Source organism: uncultured Hyphomicrobium sp. (assembly GCF_902826555.1).
GTDB lineage: Bacteria > Pseudomonadota > Alphaproteobacteria > Rhizobiales > Hyphomicrobiaceae > Hyphomicrobium_C.
This window is the reverse complement of sequence record NZ_CADEFI010000052.1, coordinates 8,050-20,778: the sequence shown is the minus strand read 5'-3', so window position 1 is coordinate 20,778 and position 12,729 is coordinate 8,050. Positions and strand designations below refer to the sequence as shown.

Below are 12,729 nucleotides of genomic sequence, written 5' to 3'. Positions count from 1 at the left end.
AGCATCCGTCGAGCTGGCCGAGGAGACGACGCAAATCGACCCTCATTCGGAACCGGAGCAGGGCATGGCCGAGATGAGCCGCAAGTTCCGCGACATGGGCTCCCAAGTGTATGTTCGTAAAAAATAGTCTAGAGAAAGTACGTCTACTGCTCACGCCAATTGACGCTATCCATTTTAAAACAGAGGTGCGGCAACAGCTCTATCGCCAGCTCAAAAAGCTCGCGTGAGACGGTGGCATCCGCGCACTCCGAAGCTTTGCGTTCAAGGAGCAAACAGTACCTCTCAAGCTTTCCCTCAATTTCGGGAGGCAACCTGCCTTGGGCAATAACCGCTTTGCCGTACGCGTCTTGCAATTCTAAAATGGCATCCAAATCGCTGTCCATGCGACCTCGCAAGGTTGTTGGGAGATTCAATCTCCGGATCGGAGAGCCATATTATTTTCGTCCCATTCATGCGGGCTAACACAAGCGCCCGCTTTCCCTGATAGAATCACATTATCAGGCACACTAAAGAGCGAGCTTCGCTTTCTGGCTTCCGGCTTGGCACGCACAACCTTTCGCTTCGAATAAACGGACCCTTTCTTGCCCGGAGCAAGTAACGCGAGTTCATGCCGTTGACGGCTAGACAACTTGCTAGGCCGAGACCTTTTCGTCTGTCCGGGACTTCCTTTCTTCTGAAGCTGTTTTTTCATCGATCCGCCCGATCGAAAGACAAGCCGAAACTATTATACCCTGATTCCAGCCCAGCAGGCTCCTAACGAGAGGGACAGGCCGCGGTGCCCGAGCATCGGGTGTAGGATCGATTCCATCCTCTCCAACGCGAGGGCTGGCCGATGAAGACCTCCTTCATGCGCTGAATCTAAAGGTTAGCAGCGGCCCGCGGACCCGGTACGCCCGAATCCGGTCTATAATTGGCTTCTCTCCTCATGAGACGAGAGGACCGGGCCTATGAAATCCGATCACATAGTCCTTTCCACCATCGCCTTGACCGCAGCCGTGCTGCCGCTTGGCGCCCGTTCCGCCGGCGCCGCCGGCGCCAAGGAGATGTCGAAAGACATCATCGCCGTGCAGATCAGGAAGCAGGGCTTCGAGTGCAAGAATCCCGAGAGCGCCACGCGCGATCCCGCCGCCTCGAAACCGGACGACTCGGCCTGGATCCTCAAATGCGAGGGCGCGACCTACAAGGTGTTGCTCATCCCCAAGATGGCCGCCAAGGTCGAGAAGCTTCCCGACGAGCCGCAAAGCACCGAGCAGAAGCACTGACAGGCGACGCTACTCCGCAACCGCCACCTTCGGCTTCGCGATCTCCGCCTCCACGGCCTTCACGAGCTTGTCGGAATCCGGCGCCGTCTGCGAATAGAACGCCGTCACCAGCTTGCCGTCGCGCCCCACGAGATACTTGTGAAAGTTCCACTTGGGTGCGTTGAGCCAGCCCAGCTCCTCGCGCGCCCACGTGTAGAACGGATGCGCGGCGTCGCCCGTCACCACGTTCTTGTCGGTGAGCGGAAACGTGACGCCGAACATCCCCTCGCAGAATTCCTTGATCTCGCCCGCCGTCTTCGGCTCCTGCCCGCCGAAGTCGTTCGACGGCACGCCGATCACGTTGAAGCCTTGCGCCTCGTACTTGGCGTTGAGCGCCTGCAGTGCCTCGTATTGCTTGGTGAAGCCGCAGAACGAGGCCGTATTCACCACCAGCAGCACCTTGCCGCGAAATTCCGAAAGCGGCATCGGCTTGCCGTCGATGGACGTGAAGGCGAAGTCCCACGCCGTCTTGGCCCCCGGACTGCCCGCTTCGCCCGCAGCACCGGCTCCGGTCATTGCGGCAAGTCCCACGACCGCCGCGCCGATTGTCGTCCTGAACCCCATGCGAGCCTCCGTCTCCTGCAATCCAACATCAACATCGCCTAGCCCTTGACTGCGAACCGCATCGCCGAGCGCGCCTTGGCCTTCTCGGCCTCCACCTCGCGATCGCGCGGCGGCGCCATCGTCACCAGCGAGCCCAGGAGATCCTCTGCCGCCTGGGCGACCTGCTCCACGGCGCGGTTGAAGGCCTCCTCGTTCGCCTTCGACGGCTGCGTGAAACCGGAGATCTTGCGCACGAACTGGATCGCGGAAGCGCGGATCTCATCCTTGGTCGCGGGCGGCGAGAAGTTGTAGAGCGTCTTGATATTGCGGCACATGCGCGGTCCTCCTCGAGGCCTCACGGCGTCAAGCCGAACCGGAGAGATAGGAACACCCAACCGGTTGCACCAGCTATCCAAAACGTAACTTTGCATTTTCGGCGAAGCATGGCACGCTTCCTCTAGGTTTCAACAACTGGAAGGAGGTGATCCGATGTCGAGTGGGATCTTGAGGACGGCGATGTCGCGGTCGCTGGGTTTCAAGCCGGATTTGCCTCTGCATTCCGCCTGAACCGAGCGATGAGCGGCACAGCGCGACAACCGCTGTAGAAAGCCGCCCGAATCTCACGGGGGCTGCCCATAGGGCGGCCCCTTTGCTTTTTAAGAAGTTCGGCCCGCGATCCGCCGGGAGGGTCGGAACGCGAGCCGATTATTCCAGAGAGAGAGCGGCAGGCTTACTCGCAGGGCACCGAAAGCGTCATGCCAACCGCGGGGAAGAACTTCTTGCAGCCGACCTCCTGAGCAACCTCAGTCGTTTCGTCGGCCGGCATGCCCTTCTTGTCGAGCACCGAGGCAACCGAGATCGGCGTCTCGCGCGGCTCAGTCGGGGTGGTGGTCTCTGCCGGAGCAGCCGCCGCCGTCTCGATCTTCTTTTCGGCGGGCTTGGCGACCGGCTCGGCCTTGGCCACAGCCACCGGCGCCGTCTTGCTGATGCGCTTCTTGGCCGGGCGAGCCTGTTCCTTGGCGACGCGCTGCTTCTGAGCGCGCTTCATGGGAGCGCCCTTCACCGGCGTATGCACGACCTCCGGCACGTAATTGCAGGAGATGCAGGCCTGTGCGGCCGAGCCGCCGAACATCATGCTTGCGGCGAGAAGTGCGGTGCCGATGGTGAAATGGATCCGTGTCATGTGTGCCTCCCGGGCGCTGAGTGTCTAACCCCGAGACAGATAATGCTGCGGATCGCACAAAGCCGCTGTTCCGGACGGAACACGTAATTTTTCATTTAAAATCAGACTGATGGAAGAGAGGCGGCGGCCGTCAGTTCCCGTCGGGGTCCGCGAACATGTCGCCTGGCGTATCCGGGGTCGGATCCGAGGTCGGATCTGGCGGCAGGTCCGGCACGCCATCCCCATCGGGAGGTCTCTGGGCCTCGTCCAACACCTCGACGGCAAACTCCTGCCGCCGGGCCGCCGTGGGAGTTCCCGCTTTCACGTACTTGAAGGCCAGCGTCGCCTTCCCCGGGGCGAGCCCCCCCACGAACACCTCGAACTTCTGCGGCGCACCGAGCACCGGCCGCTCGCCGGGGGCGGGCTTTGCCGGCGCATATCCTTTGACGTCGACGGAGAGAACCTGCGCGGCGTCGGCCGCAAGGGGTTCCAGCTCCCAACGGTAGCCCGTGGACGGATTGCCATCGAGCAGCAGCGTCGTCGTGTCGCCAACCGTGAGCTGGATTGGCGTCGCCTGGGCAGATACCTTCTGCGCACCAACGCCGACGGCAAACGCAAACGTCCCGGCCATCACAGCGAGCAAATACGTAAACCGTCGGATCGACACGTCATCTCTCTCCACACTTTGCCAGAGCTTCGCACGCGCGTGGCCACGCGTCCATCGGACGACAGGCCCGCTTTGCCATAGACCCAATTCCAGCCGCCCGGTGCCGTCATGCCTCTCCTCCGCTTCGACCTCATCGAAGGCCGCTCCAAGTCGGAGCTGAAAGCCCTGCTCGACGCCGCGCACCGCGCCATGCTGGCAGCCTTCGACGTGCCCGAGCGCGACCGCTATCAGATCGTCCATGAGCACAAGCGCTCGCGCATGATCGTCGAGGACACCGGTCTCGACATCCCTCGCACCGACAACGTCGTCATGCTGCAGGTCACGACCCGCCCGCGGGGCCGGGCCGCAAAGGAGCGCTTCTATCGCTTGCTGGTCGAGGAGCTCGAGAGGAGCTGCGGCATCGCACCGAGTGATGTCATGGTGTCCATGGTCGAGAACACCGACGAGGACTGGTCGTTCGGCCTTGGCCGCGCGCAATTCCTGACCGGCGAGTTGGGCGGCGCCAAGGAGACCAATCGCAAATGAGGCTCATGCTGGTCAGCCTCGAAGTGTCCGCATCGGAAAGTAACCATGCGATGAGCGGCCCGCCACAGTTAAGCTCGGCGCGAGCATCGACAAATTCGGCAACATTCACTCTTTGACGACAAATTTCCTCCATTTGATCGTGTTTCTGTCCATATTGGACGCCAGTCAGTTGTGTGAGTATCAGGGGAGGTTAGCGTGTTCAGTCGCGGTTCGAATTCCGATCCCAGTCTTCCGAAGCCACCGAGCCCGCCGGGCGCGCTCCCGAGCGCCGGACCGTCCGTCGGCAATGGGCGAGCTTCGCCTTTTGGCGCGGCCACGACCATGGGCACGTCGGTCATCGGCACGGATCTCGCCATCCTCGGCGAGAAGATCACCATCATCTCGCAGAACAAGCTGCAGATCGACGGCGACATCCGCGGCGACGTCACCGGCAAGCAGGTTGTCATCGGTGAGGAAGGCTCCGTCGTCGGCACCGTCTGCGCCGAGCAGATCGAGGTTCGCGGCGGCGTTCGCGGCGCCATCAAGGCCGCATCCGTGATGCTGCATCCGACCTCGGTTGTCGAAGGCGACATCTTCCATCAGACACTTTCGATTTCCGAAGGCGCACAGTTCGACGGCCGCGTGCGCCGGGCGAAAGACGCAGCCGAGATCACGCCCAATCTGGACGTGAGCAGCTATCCGGTTTCATCCTCTCAGCAAGTGGGCTGAACGAAGCGGCGCGCACGAAGCGAGGGAAGCGGAAATCGAGCCCACCCGGATCCGGGATTGGGCTCGATTTTTTTTGAACGACCCGAGACCAAGCCGTCAGAACCCGCGCCGCCCGGTGCTGTTGGTATCGATGCAGGCCTGGTAGATCCGGATGTCGCGCCCGACATGCGCGCAAACATTGCGCTTGAGGTTGGGGTTGTTGCGGACCGCGTCGGCCGAGACCTTGACCCCGTACTCGCGTGCCACCTTGGCCACCAGCTCGTCCTGGCAATAAGGCGTTGCGATCGGCGAGCCGCTGACGATCTGGTTTCCGTTAACGCATTTGATGCGGGCCTCGGCAGACGTGCCGACGAGAGCCACCGGCATCGCAAAAGCCGCGATCGCACCGCACACAATCGCGCGGCGCCCATATCCACGATTGAAAGAAAAACTCATTTTTTATCTCCTATGCCCTGCGCCGGCTGCTTGGCAGCGGCGCTCCATGCCTTCGAAGGGTCTGACGAGCCGACGCGCGGAGGCGGAGCTGTGTCTGAGGAGACAACCGGTTGAAATGATCAGCGACCGCCGGATACCGCCCGGAGGGGAGTTTCGCTAAGGTATGGGCAATCCGCCGGGCGAGTTTAAGGCGGCAGGGAACGCTCCATGCTCACAATCTATGACACGACCGGTCACAGCCTGCTCAAGCACAACGAGACCGCACCCATCACCCCGGATACGGTCTGGTTCGACCTCGTCAACCCGACCAAGGAGGAGGATAACCACGTCGAGGGCCTCCTGAACATCTCCGTGCCGACACGCGCCGAGATGCGCGAGATCGAGGCCTCGAGCCGCTTTTATCAGGAGAACGGCGCCAGCTACATGACCGGCTTCCTGGTCCACAATATCGACCCGCAGACCCTCGGCTCATCGACCGTCACCTTCATTCTGACCGGCAACGCCCTCGTCACCGTGCGCTACACGGACCACAAGGCGTTTCCCGATTTCCTGTCGCGCGTCGAGCGGGGCGATGCCACCTGCCGCACCGGCGCCGCCATCATGATCGGCATCATCGAGACCCTCATCGAGCGCCAGGCCGATCTCATCGTCGAGATCCAGGACCGCGTCGACAAGCTGGCACAGGGGATTTTCGAGCTGAAGAAGCGGCGCACAAAGGACACCAAGCTGGAGACTCTGCTCAAAGGTACGGGAACCCAGGGCGATATCGTCGCCCGCGTGACGGAAAGCGCGACCTCGCTCGAACGCGTGCTGCACTTCATGAGGAACACCGCACAGGAGCGCAACTGCGACGGCAAGATCTTTCAGCGGATCGAAACCGTCGATCGCGATCTCACCTCGCTTGCGGAACACCGGCGCTTCCTGTCCGACCGCATCAGCTTCCTGCTCAACGCCACGCTCGGCCTCATCTCGAACGAGCAGAACCAGATCATCAAACTGTTCTCGGTCATGGCGGTCATGCTGATGCCGCCGACCCTCGTCGCGTCGATCTACGGCATGAATTTCATCCACATGCCCGAGTTGCAATGGCTCGAGGGCTACCCGATGGCGCTCGGTCTGATGTTCCTCTCGGCGCTCATTCCATTCATCTACTTCCGCCATAAGGGCTGGCTCTGACCCGCCGCCCCGCTGGCGCGGGAGCCGTATTGCGCCGCTTCGCATGACACAAAGAAGCCGCAATCTCAGCCGCTTGCGCAGCCTGCATGATATGAAAACTTCTGCGACCCGCCGTCGCACCGACCACGTCAGTCGATAAAAAAGGAAGTGGAATCAAAGCTGCTTCGATTGGCACGATCCTGCGTCGAGGCCGCACCATTGATTTCGCCCCAATCGGCTGGTCAGGTGCGCCCACCAGAACGGGGAGCTGTAAGGGAACCCCGGAATATTAGAGCGGCGGAACGCGTTCTGGGGTTGCGCTGAGGCTCTCTCTTCGCACCGGTAGCTCATCCCCTTGTTGAACAAGATGTCCGCACACACGCGGATGGCCTGAGCATGTCCCTTGGGGGGACCGCCAGCCTGGGATGCACCGAGTTTTCGAGCCGCAGCACTGTCGCTGGGAAGAATGGAGACTTGATCATGCGGTTTATTGCATTCGCGGCGCTTGCCGCTCTTTCGGTTGGCCTTCTGGACGTTCGCACGGCGAGCGCAGCGGCCTGGGAGTGCGTTGGCCCCGCCTACGCCTGCAGCGGCCCGCACAAGGCCACCAAGAAGGCATCCTACAAGAAGGCTGCACACAAGAAAGCGAGCCACCAGAAAGCGGCCTACAAGAAGGCCGGCTACTCGAAAAAGGCCTCGCGTAAGTATGCCAACAAGGCACCGCGCGTTGCCAAGCGCTCTGTCGCCAGCTCGGGTTCCTACGGCGGCGGCGGCTCGAACGGCATGGCCTCCTACTACTGGCAGGGCACGCAGACGGCATCGGGCGCACGTTTCAATCCGAGCGGCATGACGGCTGCTCATCGCACGCTGCCCTTCGGCACCCGCGTGCTCGTGACCAACCGCAACAACGGCCGCTCGGTCACCGTGACCATCAACGACCGTGGCCCCTTCATTAAGGGTCGCATCATCGACCTGTCGCGCGGCGCCGCCGGCGTCATCGGCATGACGAGCTCGGGCGTCGCCCCGGTGTCGATCCAGGTGCTCGGCCGCGGCTGATCCCGGAAACACATTCGAGTTGCAGAGGCGGGTCGCGTATGCGGCCCGCCTTTTCATTTTGCCACGCGATGCCCCTTCACCCTGTTCCCAAAGGGACTTGGGATGGCGGCAAAATCCGGTATATTGCGGAAAGTTGTTATCCATGCGTGGGTGGGTTGGCCGCAATGAAACCGACAGCGAGCAGTAAGGAGCGGGTTGCCGCGGTCGAGCTCATCCGCACCGCCATGGTGGAGAAGAAGCTCACCCAGGCCGAGCTGGCCGACGCCGCCGACTGCCATGAGAAGACGATCCAGAACCTTCTGCACGGCAAGCCCGTCCGCGAGCAGACCCTGTTCGACGTGGCCATGGTGCTCGGTCTCGACTATCAGCGCCTGAAGGAGTCCTGGTTCGGCTCCATGTCGACGGCGCAGCCCATGGAGCTCAAAGGCGAAGGCGGTGTCGTCGCGCCGGTTTACATGGGCGCCTACACGCGCGCCGCCGTCGACCACTACATCGGCAGCTATCTCACCATTCGCCCGGCCTTCGCCAAGCCGGAGGCCATCGTCGCCTACCGCACGGACATCGTATGGGATCCGGAGTGGCCAAGCCTTTTGTTTGAAGAACGCGAGCGCCCCGACGCTCCGTTCTCGCACCGCGGACGGCTCTACGTGCCGGCGTCGTCCATGTACATTCACCTGGTTTCACTGACCAAGGGCGCCATGCGCATGATCCTGGTCTCCCAGATCGATCAGGGAGGTGAGATGCGCGGCCTCATCACGACCCTGAACAAACAGCGCGCTATGTTCGTGCCGGTGTCCTCGCCGATCGTCTACCTGAAGCGCCAGGAATTCAAATCGCTCGCGCTCGGCGAGATCACGCCCAAGAGCCCGGACTACAAGATCTACAAGGGCCTTCTCGATACCTCTCTCGAGGAAGGCTACGCCCGCCTCGTCGGCCCCTGACCCTCTCGTATTGAAGGGTTGCGCTGGCTATGCCCGCGAGGCGGCCACATCGGCGTCGTCGTCGCTCTGATCCTCTTCTTCTGCCGCAAGTGGAGCGCGGCGCGCCTGAAAGCGCTGCGCAAGATCGACCGTTTCCCGCCGCCCGACGGAAGCGAGATGCTGTCCGATCCACTTGTGCGTCTGCGTGCGCCCCGCCGAATGAAGATAGGTCAGCAGCCCCAGATCCGGCTTGAGCTTGCTGTCGTCGGAGAGCGAGGCCGTATAGCGGCCCGCCTCGATCATATGGAACCGATGCGCCGCGAGCACCCCTTGCGAGCCGCGCCGCGCACCGAACCGTCCGCGCAACGCTTCGCGCACGGCGAGGATCGTCTCCACGTCGCGCAGGAACGGCGCATTGAACGTCAGGCGGTTCACCGCGCCCGCGATCTCGCGCGCCCCTTTCGGCAGTCCGCGCCGCTCGAGCGGATTGATCTCCACGATCAACGTGTCTTTGACCGGGCTCTCCGTCGCCAGCGTGATGAGGTCGGGGTTCTTGGAGAACGCGCCGTCCCAGTAGCCGACGCCATCGATTTCGACCGTCCGGTGCAGCGTCGGAAGGCACGCCGAGGCGAGCACGGCATCGACGGAGATTTCCGAACGCCGGAAAAGACGCGACCGCCCCGTCGCAACCTCCGTGGCTGCGATCAATAGCTCCGTCGAACCGTGCTTGCGGATCCCTTCGAAGTCGATGGTCTCGCTGAGCAGCGAGCGCAGGGGATCGATGCCGAGCGGATTGAAATCATAGGGCGAGAGCAAACCCGCCACGTGCGCGAGCGTCGACGAGCTGCTGAGCCCGGCAAGAAACGGATTGAGCCGCAGGAGATCGGGCACGCCGGCTTTGTGCACGGCTTCCCAGACCTGGCGCAGCTTGGCACGCGCCCCTTCGCGCCCGCCCTCGACAAGTCCGGACGCAAGCGCCACGGCATTGACGGCGCCCGCGCTGGTGCCCGAGATCCAGGAGAACGAAAGATGTTCCTCCTCGAGCAGCCGGTCGAGCACACCCCAGGTGAAGGCGCCGTGCGCACCGCCGCCCTGCAAGGCAAGATTGATCTTGAGATGGCGTCTGAAACGCGGCAAACGGCGTTGCTCCGCATCGTCTTCCGAAGGGGGCGAGACTATCATGAACTCGTGTGCGTCCGCCCCGTCAATCGGCCGCATGGCAGAAATACACCCCGGCACGTGCAAAAAAGAGCGAGCAAAATGAAGCTTGAGACGGTTGAAATCCTGAGCATTGCCAGTGGGGGAGTGAACGAGGATCGCGCTGGTGTCGCACCGCGCCTCGCCTGGGTCATCGATGGTGCAACCGATGTCGTGCCCGAGCCGCTCACCGCATGGCCGTCAGATGCCGCATGGTTCGCAGCCGGCATGCACGACCTTGCGGAAACCCTTCATCCTTCGCCGTCTTTCTCACTCGCTGATCTCCCGGAGCTCGTCGCCGAGCGGCTCGCCGCGCGCTTTGCGGCTGACGCCAAGCGCACGCCCGCAGGTCGCGACGAGCACCCGTCGGCGTCCGCCATCGTCGTCCGTACAATCGAAGGCGACACGCTTGAATACGTCAGCGTCGGCGACTGCACGTTGATCGTCGACAGCGGCGGCCATCGTACACAGGTCGGCGTCGACGAGGAAAATGCTGGGGACCGCTGGGTCGTGGACGCACTCAAGGAACGAAAAGAAAGCGCCAAGCCGATGACGCGCGCAGATCTCTGGCCGCAACTGCGCGCCCAGCGCGCGCGCATGAACACGCCCACCGGCTACGGCGTCTTTTCCATCACCGCCCCGCCCCGGTCGATGATCCGCCACGGCACCATTCCTCTCGCCCCGGAAAGCCGTATCCTGCTCGCATCCGACGGGCTCATGCGTCTCGTCGACGTGTTCCGCCGTTACACGGCGGCCCGCCTGTTCGACGCCGCATGGACCACAGGGCTCGATCCGCTCTTCGACGAATTGCGGGCGCTTGAAACAGCCGACGCCGATTGCACGCGCCACCCTCGCGCCAAGACCTCCGACGACACCAGCGCCGTGCTTCTGCGCGCGACCGTCAGCCCCTGATCACGGCCGCACCGGCATCACGAGCTCTCTCCGGGCAAGACTGACCACCGGCCCGTCCGGCTCGTCGAGCCCCCGCATCTCGCAGTCGATGCGGACCGCACCGCCGTCATCGCGGCGGATCCTGAGCACGTGACTGCGCGCCAGAGGCTCGCGCTTGTGCGCAAATCCCGCCGACGCAGACGCCACGCCGAGCACCGGGATGCCGCCGCCGGCATGCGGGCACCACGCAAGCATCTCGCGGTGATTGTGGCCATGCAGAACAAGCTCCGCCCCGCAACGTTCGAGCACGCGCTGCAGCTCCGCCGCATCCCTGAGCGCGCGCGCTGGCGGCGCTTGATCCGGCAGCGGCGGATGATGGATCAGGACCACCCGGATGAAACCGGCATCTCTGAGCCGATCGAGCGTGAGCGCCAGTCGCGAAAGCTGCCCCTCCCCGAGCTCGCCCGCCGCCACGAACAGCGGCGTCGGAATTGCAGAGTTGAGGCCGATCACCGCCACCGGCCCCTGCGTGCGCACGTAGGGAAAGTGCACCGGCGCGCTCTCCGTCCAGGACTCGCTCGAGCGCATGTAGGGCGCCCACGTCTCGAGGCACGAGGCCCCGCCCATGCGGCCCGTGTAGATGTCATGATTGCCGGGCACCACCGAAACGCGCTCCGGATCGCCGAGAGTTGCAAGCCACCCCAACGCGCTGCTGTACTCCGCGGGCAATCCGAGATTGGCGAGGTCTCCGGTAACGGCGATATGATCGGGGTTCTGCGCCAGCGCGTCCGCCGCCATCCGATCGGCAACGCTCCTGAGATGCACGAAACGCCGCCCCCGCTCCCAGTTGAGGAAACCCAGGAGACGCTTGGTATTAAAGTGACGCAGATTGAAGCCCGCGATCGGCCCGAGGTGAGCGTCGGAGAGGTGGACAAGCGTGAAAGTGTCGGTCATATGCCCTCGAACCGTGCCGCGGGAGGTTCCGTGTGTCGCCTGAGAAGATGATCCGCAATACGCTGCAGCGATATTGGCGCTACTCTCGCGGCTTGACGATGGGCGCGCAAGGCGCCGTTATCGACGCCGAGAACCGCGTTCTCCTGATCCGCCACACCTACCGCCCCGGGTGGCATTTCCCGGGGGGCGGCGTCGAGAAGGGGGAGACCGTCGAGGACGCCCTGCGCCGCGAGCTTTTCGAGGAAGCAGGCGTCGAGATCACCGGCCAGCCCGAGCTGTTCGCCCTCTACGCCAATCACATTGTCTTTCCGGGCGATCACGTGGCCCTCTACGTTGTCCGCGCCTGGCAACAGAAGGCTGTCCCGAAGCCCAACAGCGAAATCGCCGAGCAAAGCATGTTTCCCTGCGATGCCCTGCCGGAAACCATAAGCCCGCCGACCCGGGCGCGAATCCGCGAGATCATGGGCCTCGAGCCCCGTTCGCCTCATTGGGGAAAACCGTGACAGGAGGGGCTATGGACCCGCCTGTGCGCCCATGCTAAAGGGCCGCCCATGAGCACGCCGTTGACGATCCCATGTCTGAATTCCTTGCGACGAGCGCCCGCACGCTCCGCGCGCTGATGCGCCCCGTCTGAGCGCTTCCCAAACGAGGAAGTGCATCGCACCAAGTCCGCTCGCCAGGAACACCATCGATGCTCGCCAAGATCACCACCCGGCCCGCGACGCCGGAGGATATCCCCCTGATCTCCGCCCTCCATGACCGCGCGTTCGGCCCCGGCCGCTTTGTGCGCACGGCCTATCGGGTGCGCGAGCAGATGGGACCCGGGCGCGAGATCTCCGACTTCTGCCGCCTGGTGACCGACGGCAATCGCATCGTGGCGGCGATCCGCATGTCCGAGATCGCCATCGGCGGCAAGCCCGGCGCGGCACTCCTCGGGCCGATCGTCGTTGCGCCGGATTATGAGCGTCAAGGCTATGGCCGCACGCTGATAACGGAGGCGATGGAGGCCGCGCGGGCCGCCGGCGTCCGCATCGTCATCCTGGTCGGGGACGAACCCTATTACGGTCGCTTCGGCTTCAAGCCCATTCCGCCGGGGCTCATCACCCTGCCTGGCCCCGTCAATCCCGCGCGCCTGCTCGCCGCCGAGCTCCAGAGCGATGCCCTCGCGCATTACAGCGGCCAGATCTCCGGCCGCTGATCCTGCTGCCTGCAGCC

At 63.4% G+C, this 12,729-nt stretch carries 17 protein-coding genes; 9 read left to right on the top strand and 8 right to left on the bottom strand.

All coding sequences use genetic code 11. The features are described from left to right. Positions 1–143: 143 nt before the first annotated feature. Positions 144–383, bottom strand: coding sequence for a hypothetical protein (locus tag QZV93_RS16125; protein ID WP_295559651.1), 240 nt, complete (start codon positions 381–383; stop codon positions 144–146). A gap of 564 nt (positions 384–947) precedes the next feature. Here QZV93_RS16125 and QZV93_RS16120 point away from each other — a divergent pair. Beyond that, positions 948–1,262 (top strand): hypothetical protein, encoded by a 315-nt coding sequence (locus QZV93_RS16120; protein WP_295559650.1) that lies wholly within the window; start codon positions 948–950, stop codon positions 1,260–1,262. Positions 1,263–1,271: 9 nt separating this feature from the next. Here the strand turns inward: QZV93_RS16120 and QZV93_RS16115 are convergent, their stop codons facing one another. The 4 genes from QZV93_RS16115 to QZV93_RS16100 form a co-directional block, all read right to left on the bottom strand. Then, the gene (locus QZV93_RS16115; RefSeq protein WP_295559649.1) at positions 1,272–1,865 is read right to left on the bottom strand and encodes a glutathione peroxidase; all 594 of its coding nucleotides are present in this window, start codon (positions 1,863–1,865) and stop codon (positions 1,272–1,274) included. A gap of 38 nt (positions 1,866–1,903) precedes the next feature. After that, a complete protein-coding gene (locus QZV93_RS16110; RefSeq protein ID WP_295559648.1) occupies positions 1,904–2,179 on the bottom strand; it encodes a DUF2277 domain-containing protein in 276 nt (91 codons plus the stop codon). Between the two features lie 395 nt (positions 2,180–2,574). Then, positions 2,575–3,027, bottom strand: coding sequence for a hypothetical protein (locus tag QZV93_RS16105; RefSeq protein WP_295559647.1), 453 nt, complete (start codon positions 3,025–3,027; stop codon positions 2,575–2,577). A gap of 130 nt (positions 3,028–3,157) precedes the next feature. Next, positions 3,158–3,673 carry a protease inhibitor I42 family protein gene (locus tag QZV93_RS16100; RefSeq protein WP_295559646.1) on the bottom strand — a complete coding sequence of 172 codons (516 nt, stop codon included), beginning with the start codon at positions 3,671–3,673 and terminating at the stop codon, positions 3,158–3,160. Positions 3,674–3,781: 108 nt separating this feature from the next. Between QZV93_RS16100 and QZV93_RS16095 the strand changes: the two genes are divergently transcribed. Together QZV93_RS16095 and QZV93_RS16090 are read left to right on the top strand one after the other, a co-directional pair. Continuing rightward, entirely contained in the window at positions 3,782–4,198 is a 417-nt protein-coding gene (locus QZV93_RS16095; protein ID WP_295559645.1) for a tautomerase family protein, read from the top strand. Between the two features lie 321 nt (positions 4,199–4,519). Further along, on the top strand, positions 4,520–4,906 hold the full coding sequence (locus tag QZV93_RS16090) for a polymer-forming cytoskeletal protein (RefSeq protein ID WP_295559644.1): 387 nt from the start codon (positions 4,520–4,522) through the stop codon (positions 4,904–4,906). A gap of 96 nt (positions 4,907–5,002) precedes the next feature. Here QZV93_RS16090 and QZV93_RS16085 read toward each other — a convergent pair whose 3' ends face one another. After that, a complete protein-coding gene (locus QZV93_RS16085; RefSeq protein ID WP_295559643.1) occupies positions 5,003–5,341 on the bottom strand; it encodes a hypothetical protein in 339 nt (112 codons plus the stop codon). Positions 5,342–5,548: 207 nt separating this feature from the next. Between QZV93_RS16085 and QZV93_RS16080 the strand changes: the two genes are divergently transcribed. From QZV93_RS16080 to QZV93_RS16070, 3 genes are all read left to right on the top strand, one after another. Continuing rightward, positions 5,549–6,517, top strand: a complete 969-nt coding sequence (locus QZV93_RS16080; protein ID WP_295559642.1) for a magnesium transporter CorA family protein — start codon at positions 5,549–5,551, stop codon at positions 6,515–6,517. Positions 6,518–6,976: 459 nt separating this feature from the next. Further along, positions 6,977–7,552, top strand: coding sequence for a septal ring lytic transglycosylase RlpA family protein (locus tag QZV93_RS16075; protein WP_295559641.1), 576 nt, complete (start codon positions 6,977–6,979; stop codon positions 7,550–7,552). A 164-nt stretch (positions 7,553–7,716) separates the two neighbouring features. Continuing rightward, positions 7,717–8,493, top strand: a complete 777-nt coding sequence (locus QZV93_RS16070) for a helix-turn-helix transcriptional regulator (RefSeq protein ID WP_295559640.1) — start codon at positions 7,717–7,719, stop codon at positions 8,491–8,493. A 27-nt stretch (positions 8,494–8,520) separates the two neighbouring features. Here QZV93_RS16070 and QZV93_RS16065 read toward each other — a convergent pair whose 3' ends face one another. After that, a complete protein-coding gene (locus QZV93_RS16065; protein WP_295559639.1) occupies positions 8,521–9,609 on the bottom strand; it encodes a patatin-like phospholipase family protein in 1,089 nt (362 codons plus the stop codon). Between the two features lie 123 nt (positions 9,610–9,732). Here QZV93_RS16065 and QZV93_RS16060 point away from each other — a divergent pair, with 123 nt between their 5' ends. After that, positions 9,733–10,581 carry a protein phosphatase 2C domain-containing protein gene (locus QZV93_RS16060; protein WP_295559638.1) on the top strand — a complete coding sequence of 283 codons (849 nt, stop codon included), beginning with the start codon at positions 9,733–9,735 and terminating at the stop codon, positions 10,579–10,581. On the opposite strand, the gene QZV93_RS16055 is transcribed toward QZV93_RS16060, so the two are convergent. Further along, positions 10,582–11,514: a metallophosphoesterase gene (locus QZV93_RS16055; RefSeq protein ID WP_295559637.1), complete on the bottom strand. Its 933-nt coding sequence runs from the start codon at positions 11,512–11,514 to the stop codon at positions 10,582–10,584. Between the two features lie 32 nt (positions 11,515–11,546). On the opposite strand from QZV93_RS16055, the gene QZV93_RS16050 reads away from it, so the two are divergent. Together QZV93_RS16050 and QZV93_RS16045 are read left to right on the top strand one after the other, a co-directional pair. After that, on the top strand, positions 11,547–12,017 hold the full coding sequence (locus QZV93_RS16050) for an NUDIX domain-containing protein (protein WP_295559636.1): 471 nt from the start codon (positions 11,547–11,549) through the stop codon (positions 12,015–12,017). A gap of 188 nt (positions 12,018–12,205) precedes the next feature. Beyond that, positions 12,206–12,712: an N-acetyltransferase gene (locus QZV93_RS16045; protein WP_295559635.1), complete on the top strand. Its 507-nt coding sequence runs from the start codon at positions 12,206–12,208 to the stop codon at positions 12,710–12,712. Positions 12,713–12,729 lie beyond the last annotated feature (17 nt).

Coding starts and splice junctions, on each gene's coding strand:
- QZV93_RS16125 (WP_295559651.1), bottom strand. CDS start 383: ATGGACAGCGATTTGGATGCCATTTTAGAATTGCAAGACGCGTACGGC.
- QZV93_RS16120 (WP_295559650.1), top strand. CDS start 948: ATGAAATCCGATCACATAGTCCTTTCCACCATCGCCTTGACCGCAGCC.
- QZV93_RS16115 (WP_295559649.1), bottom strand. CDS start 1,865: ATGGGGTTCAGGACGACAATCGGCGCGGCGGTCGTGGGACTTGCCGCA.
- QZV93_RS16110 (WP_295559648.1), bottom strand. CDS start 2,179: ATGTGCCGCAATATCAAGACGCTCTACAACTTCTCGCCGCCCGCGACC.
- QZV93_RS16105 (WP_295559647.1), bottom strand. CDS start 3,027: ATGACACGGATCCATTTCACCATCGGCACCGCACTTCTCGCCGCAAGC.
- QZV93_RS16095 (WP_295559645.1), top strand. CDS start 3,782: ATGCCTCTCCTCCGCTTCGACCTCATCGAAGGCCGCTCCAAGTCGGAG.
- QZV93_RS16090 (WP_295559644.1), top strand. CDS start 4,520: ATGGGCACGTCGGTCATCGGCACGGATCTCGCCATCCTCGGCGAGAAG.
- QZV93_RS16085 (WP_295559643.1), bottom strand. CDS start 5,341: ATGAGTTTTTCTTTCAATCGTGGATATGGGCGCCGCGCGATTGTGTGC.
- QZV93_RS16080 (WP_295559642.1), top strand. CDS start 5,549: ATGCTCACAATCTATGACACGACCGGTCACAGCCTGCTCAAGCACAAC.
- QZV93_RS16075 (WP_295559641.1), top strand. CDS start 6,977: ATGCGGTTTATTGCATTCGCGGCGCTTGCCGCTCTTTCGGTTGGCCTT.
- QZV93_RS16070 (WP_295559640.1), top strand. CDS start 7,717: ATGAAACCGACAGCGAGCAGTAAGGAGCGGGTTGCCGCGGTCGAGCTC.
- QZV93_RS16060 (WP_295559638.1), top strand. CDS start 9,733: ATGAAGCTTGAGACGGTTGAAATCCTGAGCATTGCCAGTGGGGGAGTG.
- QZV93_RS16055 (WP_295559637.1), bottom strand. CDS start 11,514: ATGACCGACACTTTCACGCTTGTCCACCTCTCCGACGCTCACCTCGGG.
- QZV93_RS16045 (WP_295559635.1), top strand. CDS start 12,206: ATGCTCGCCAAGATCACCACCCGGCCCGCGACGCCGGAGGATATCCCC.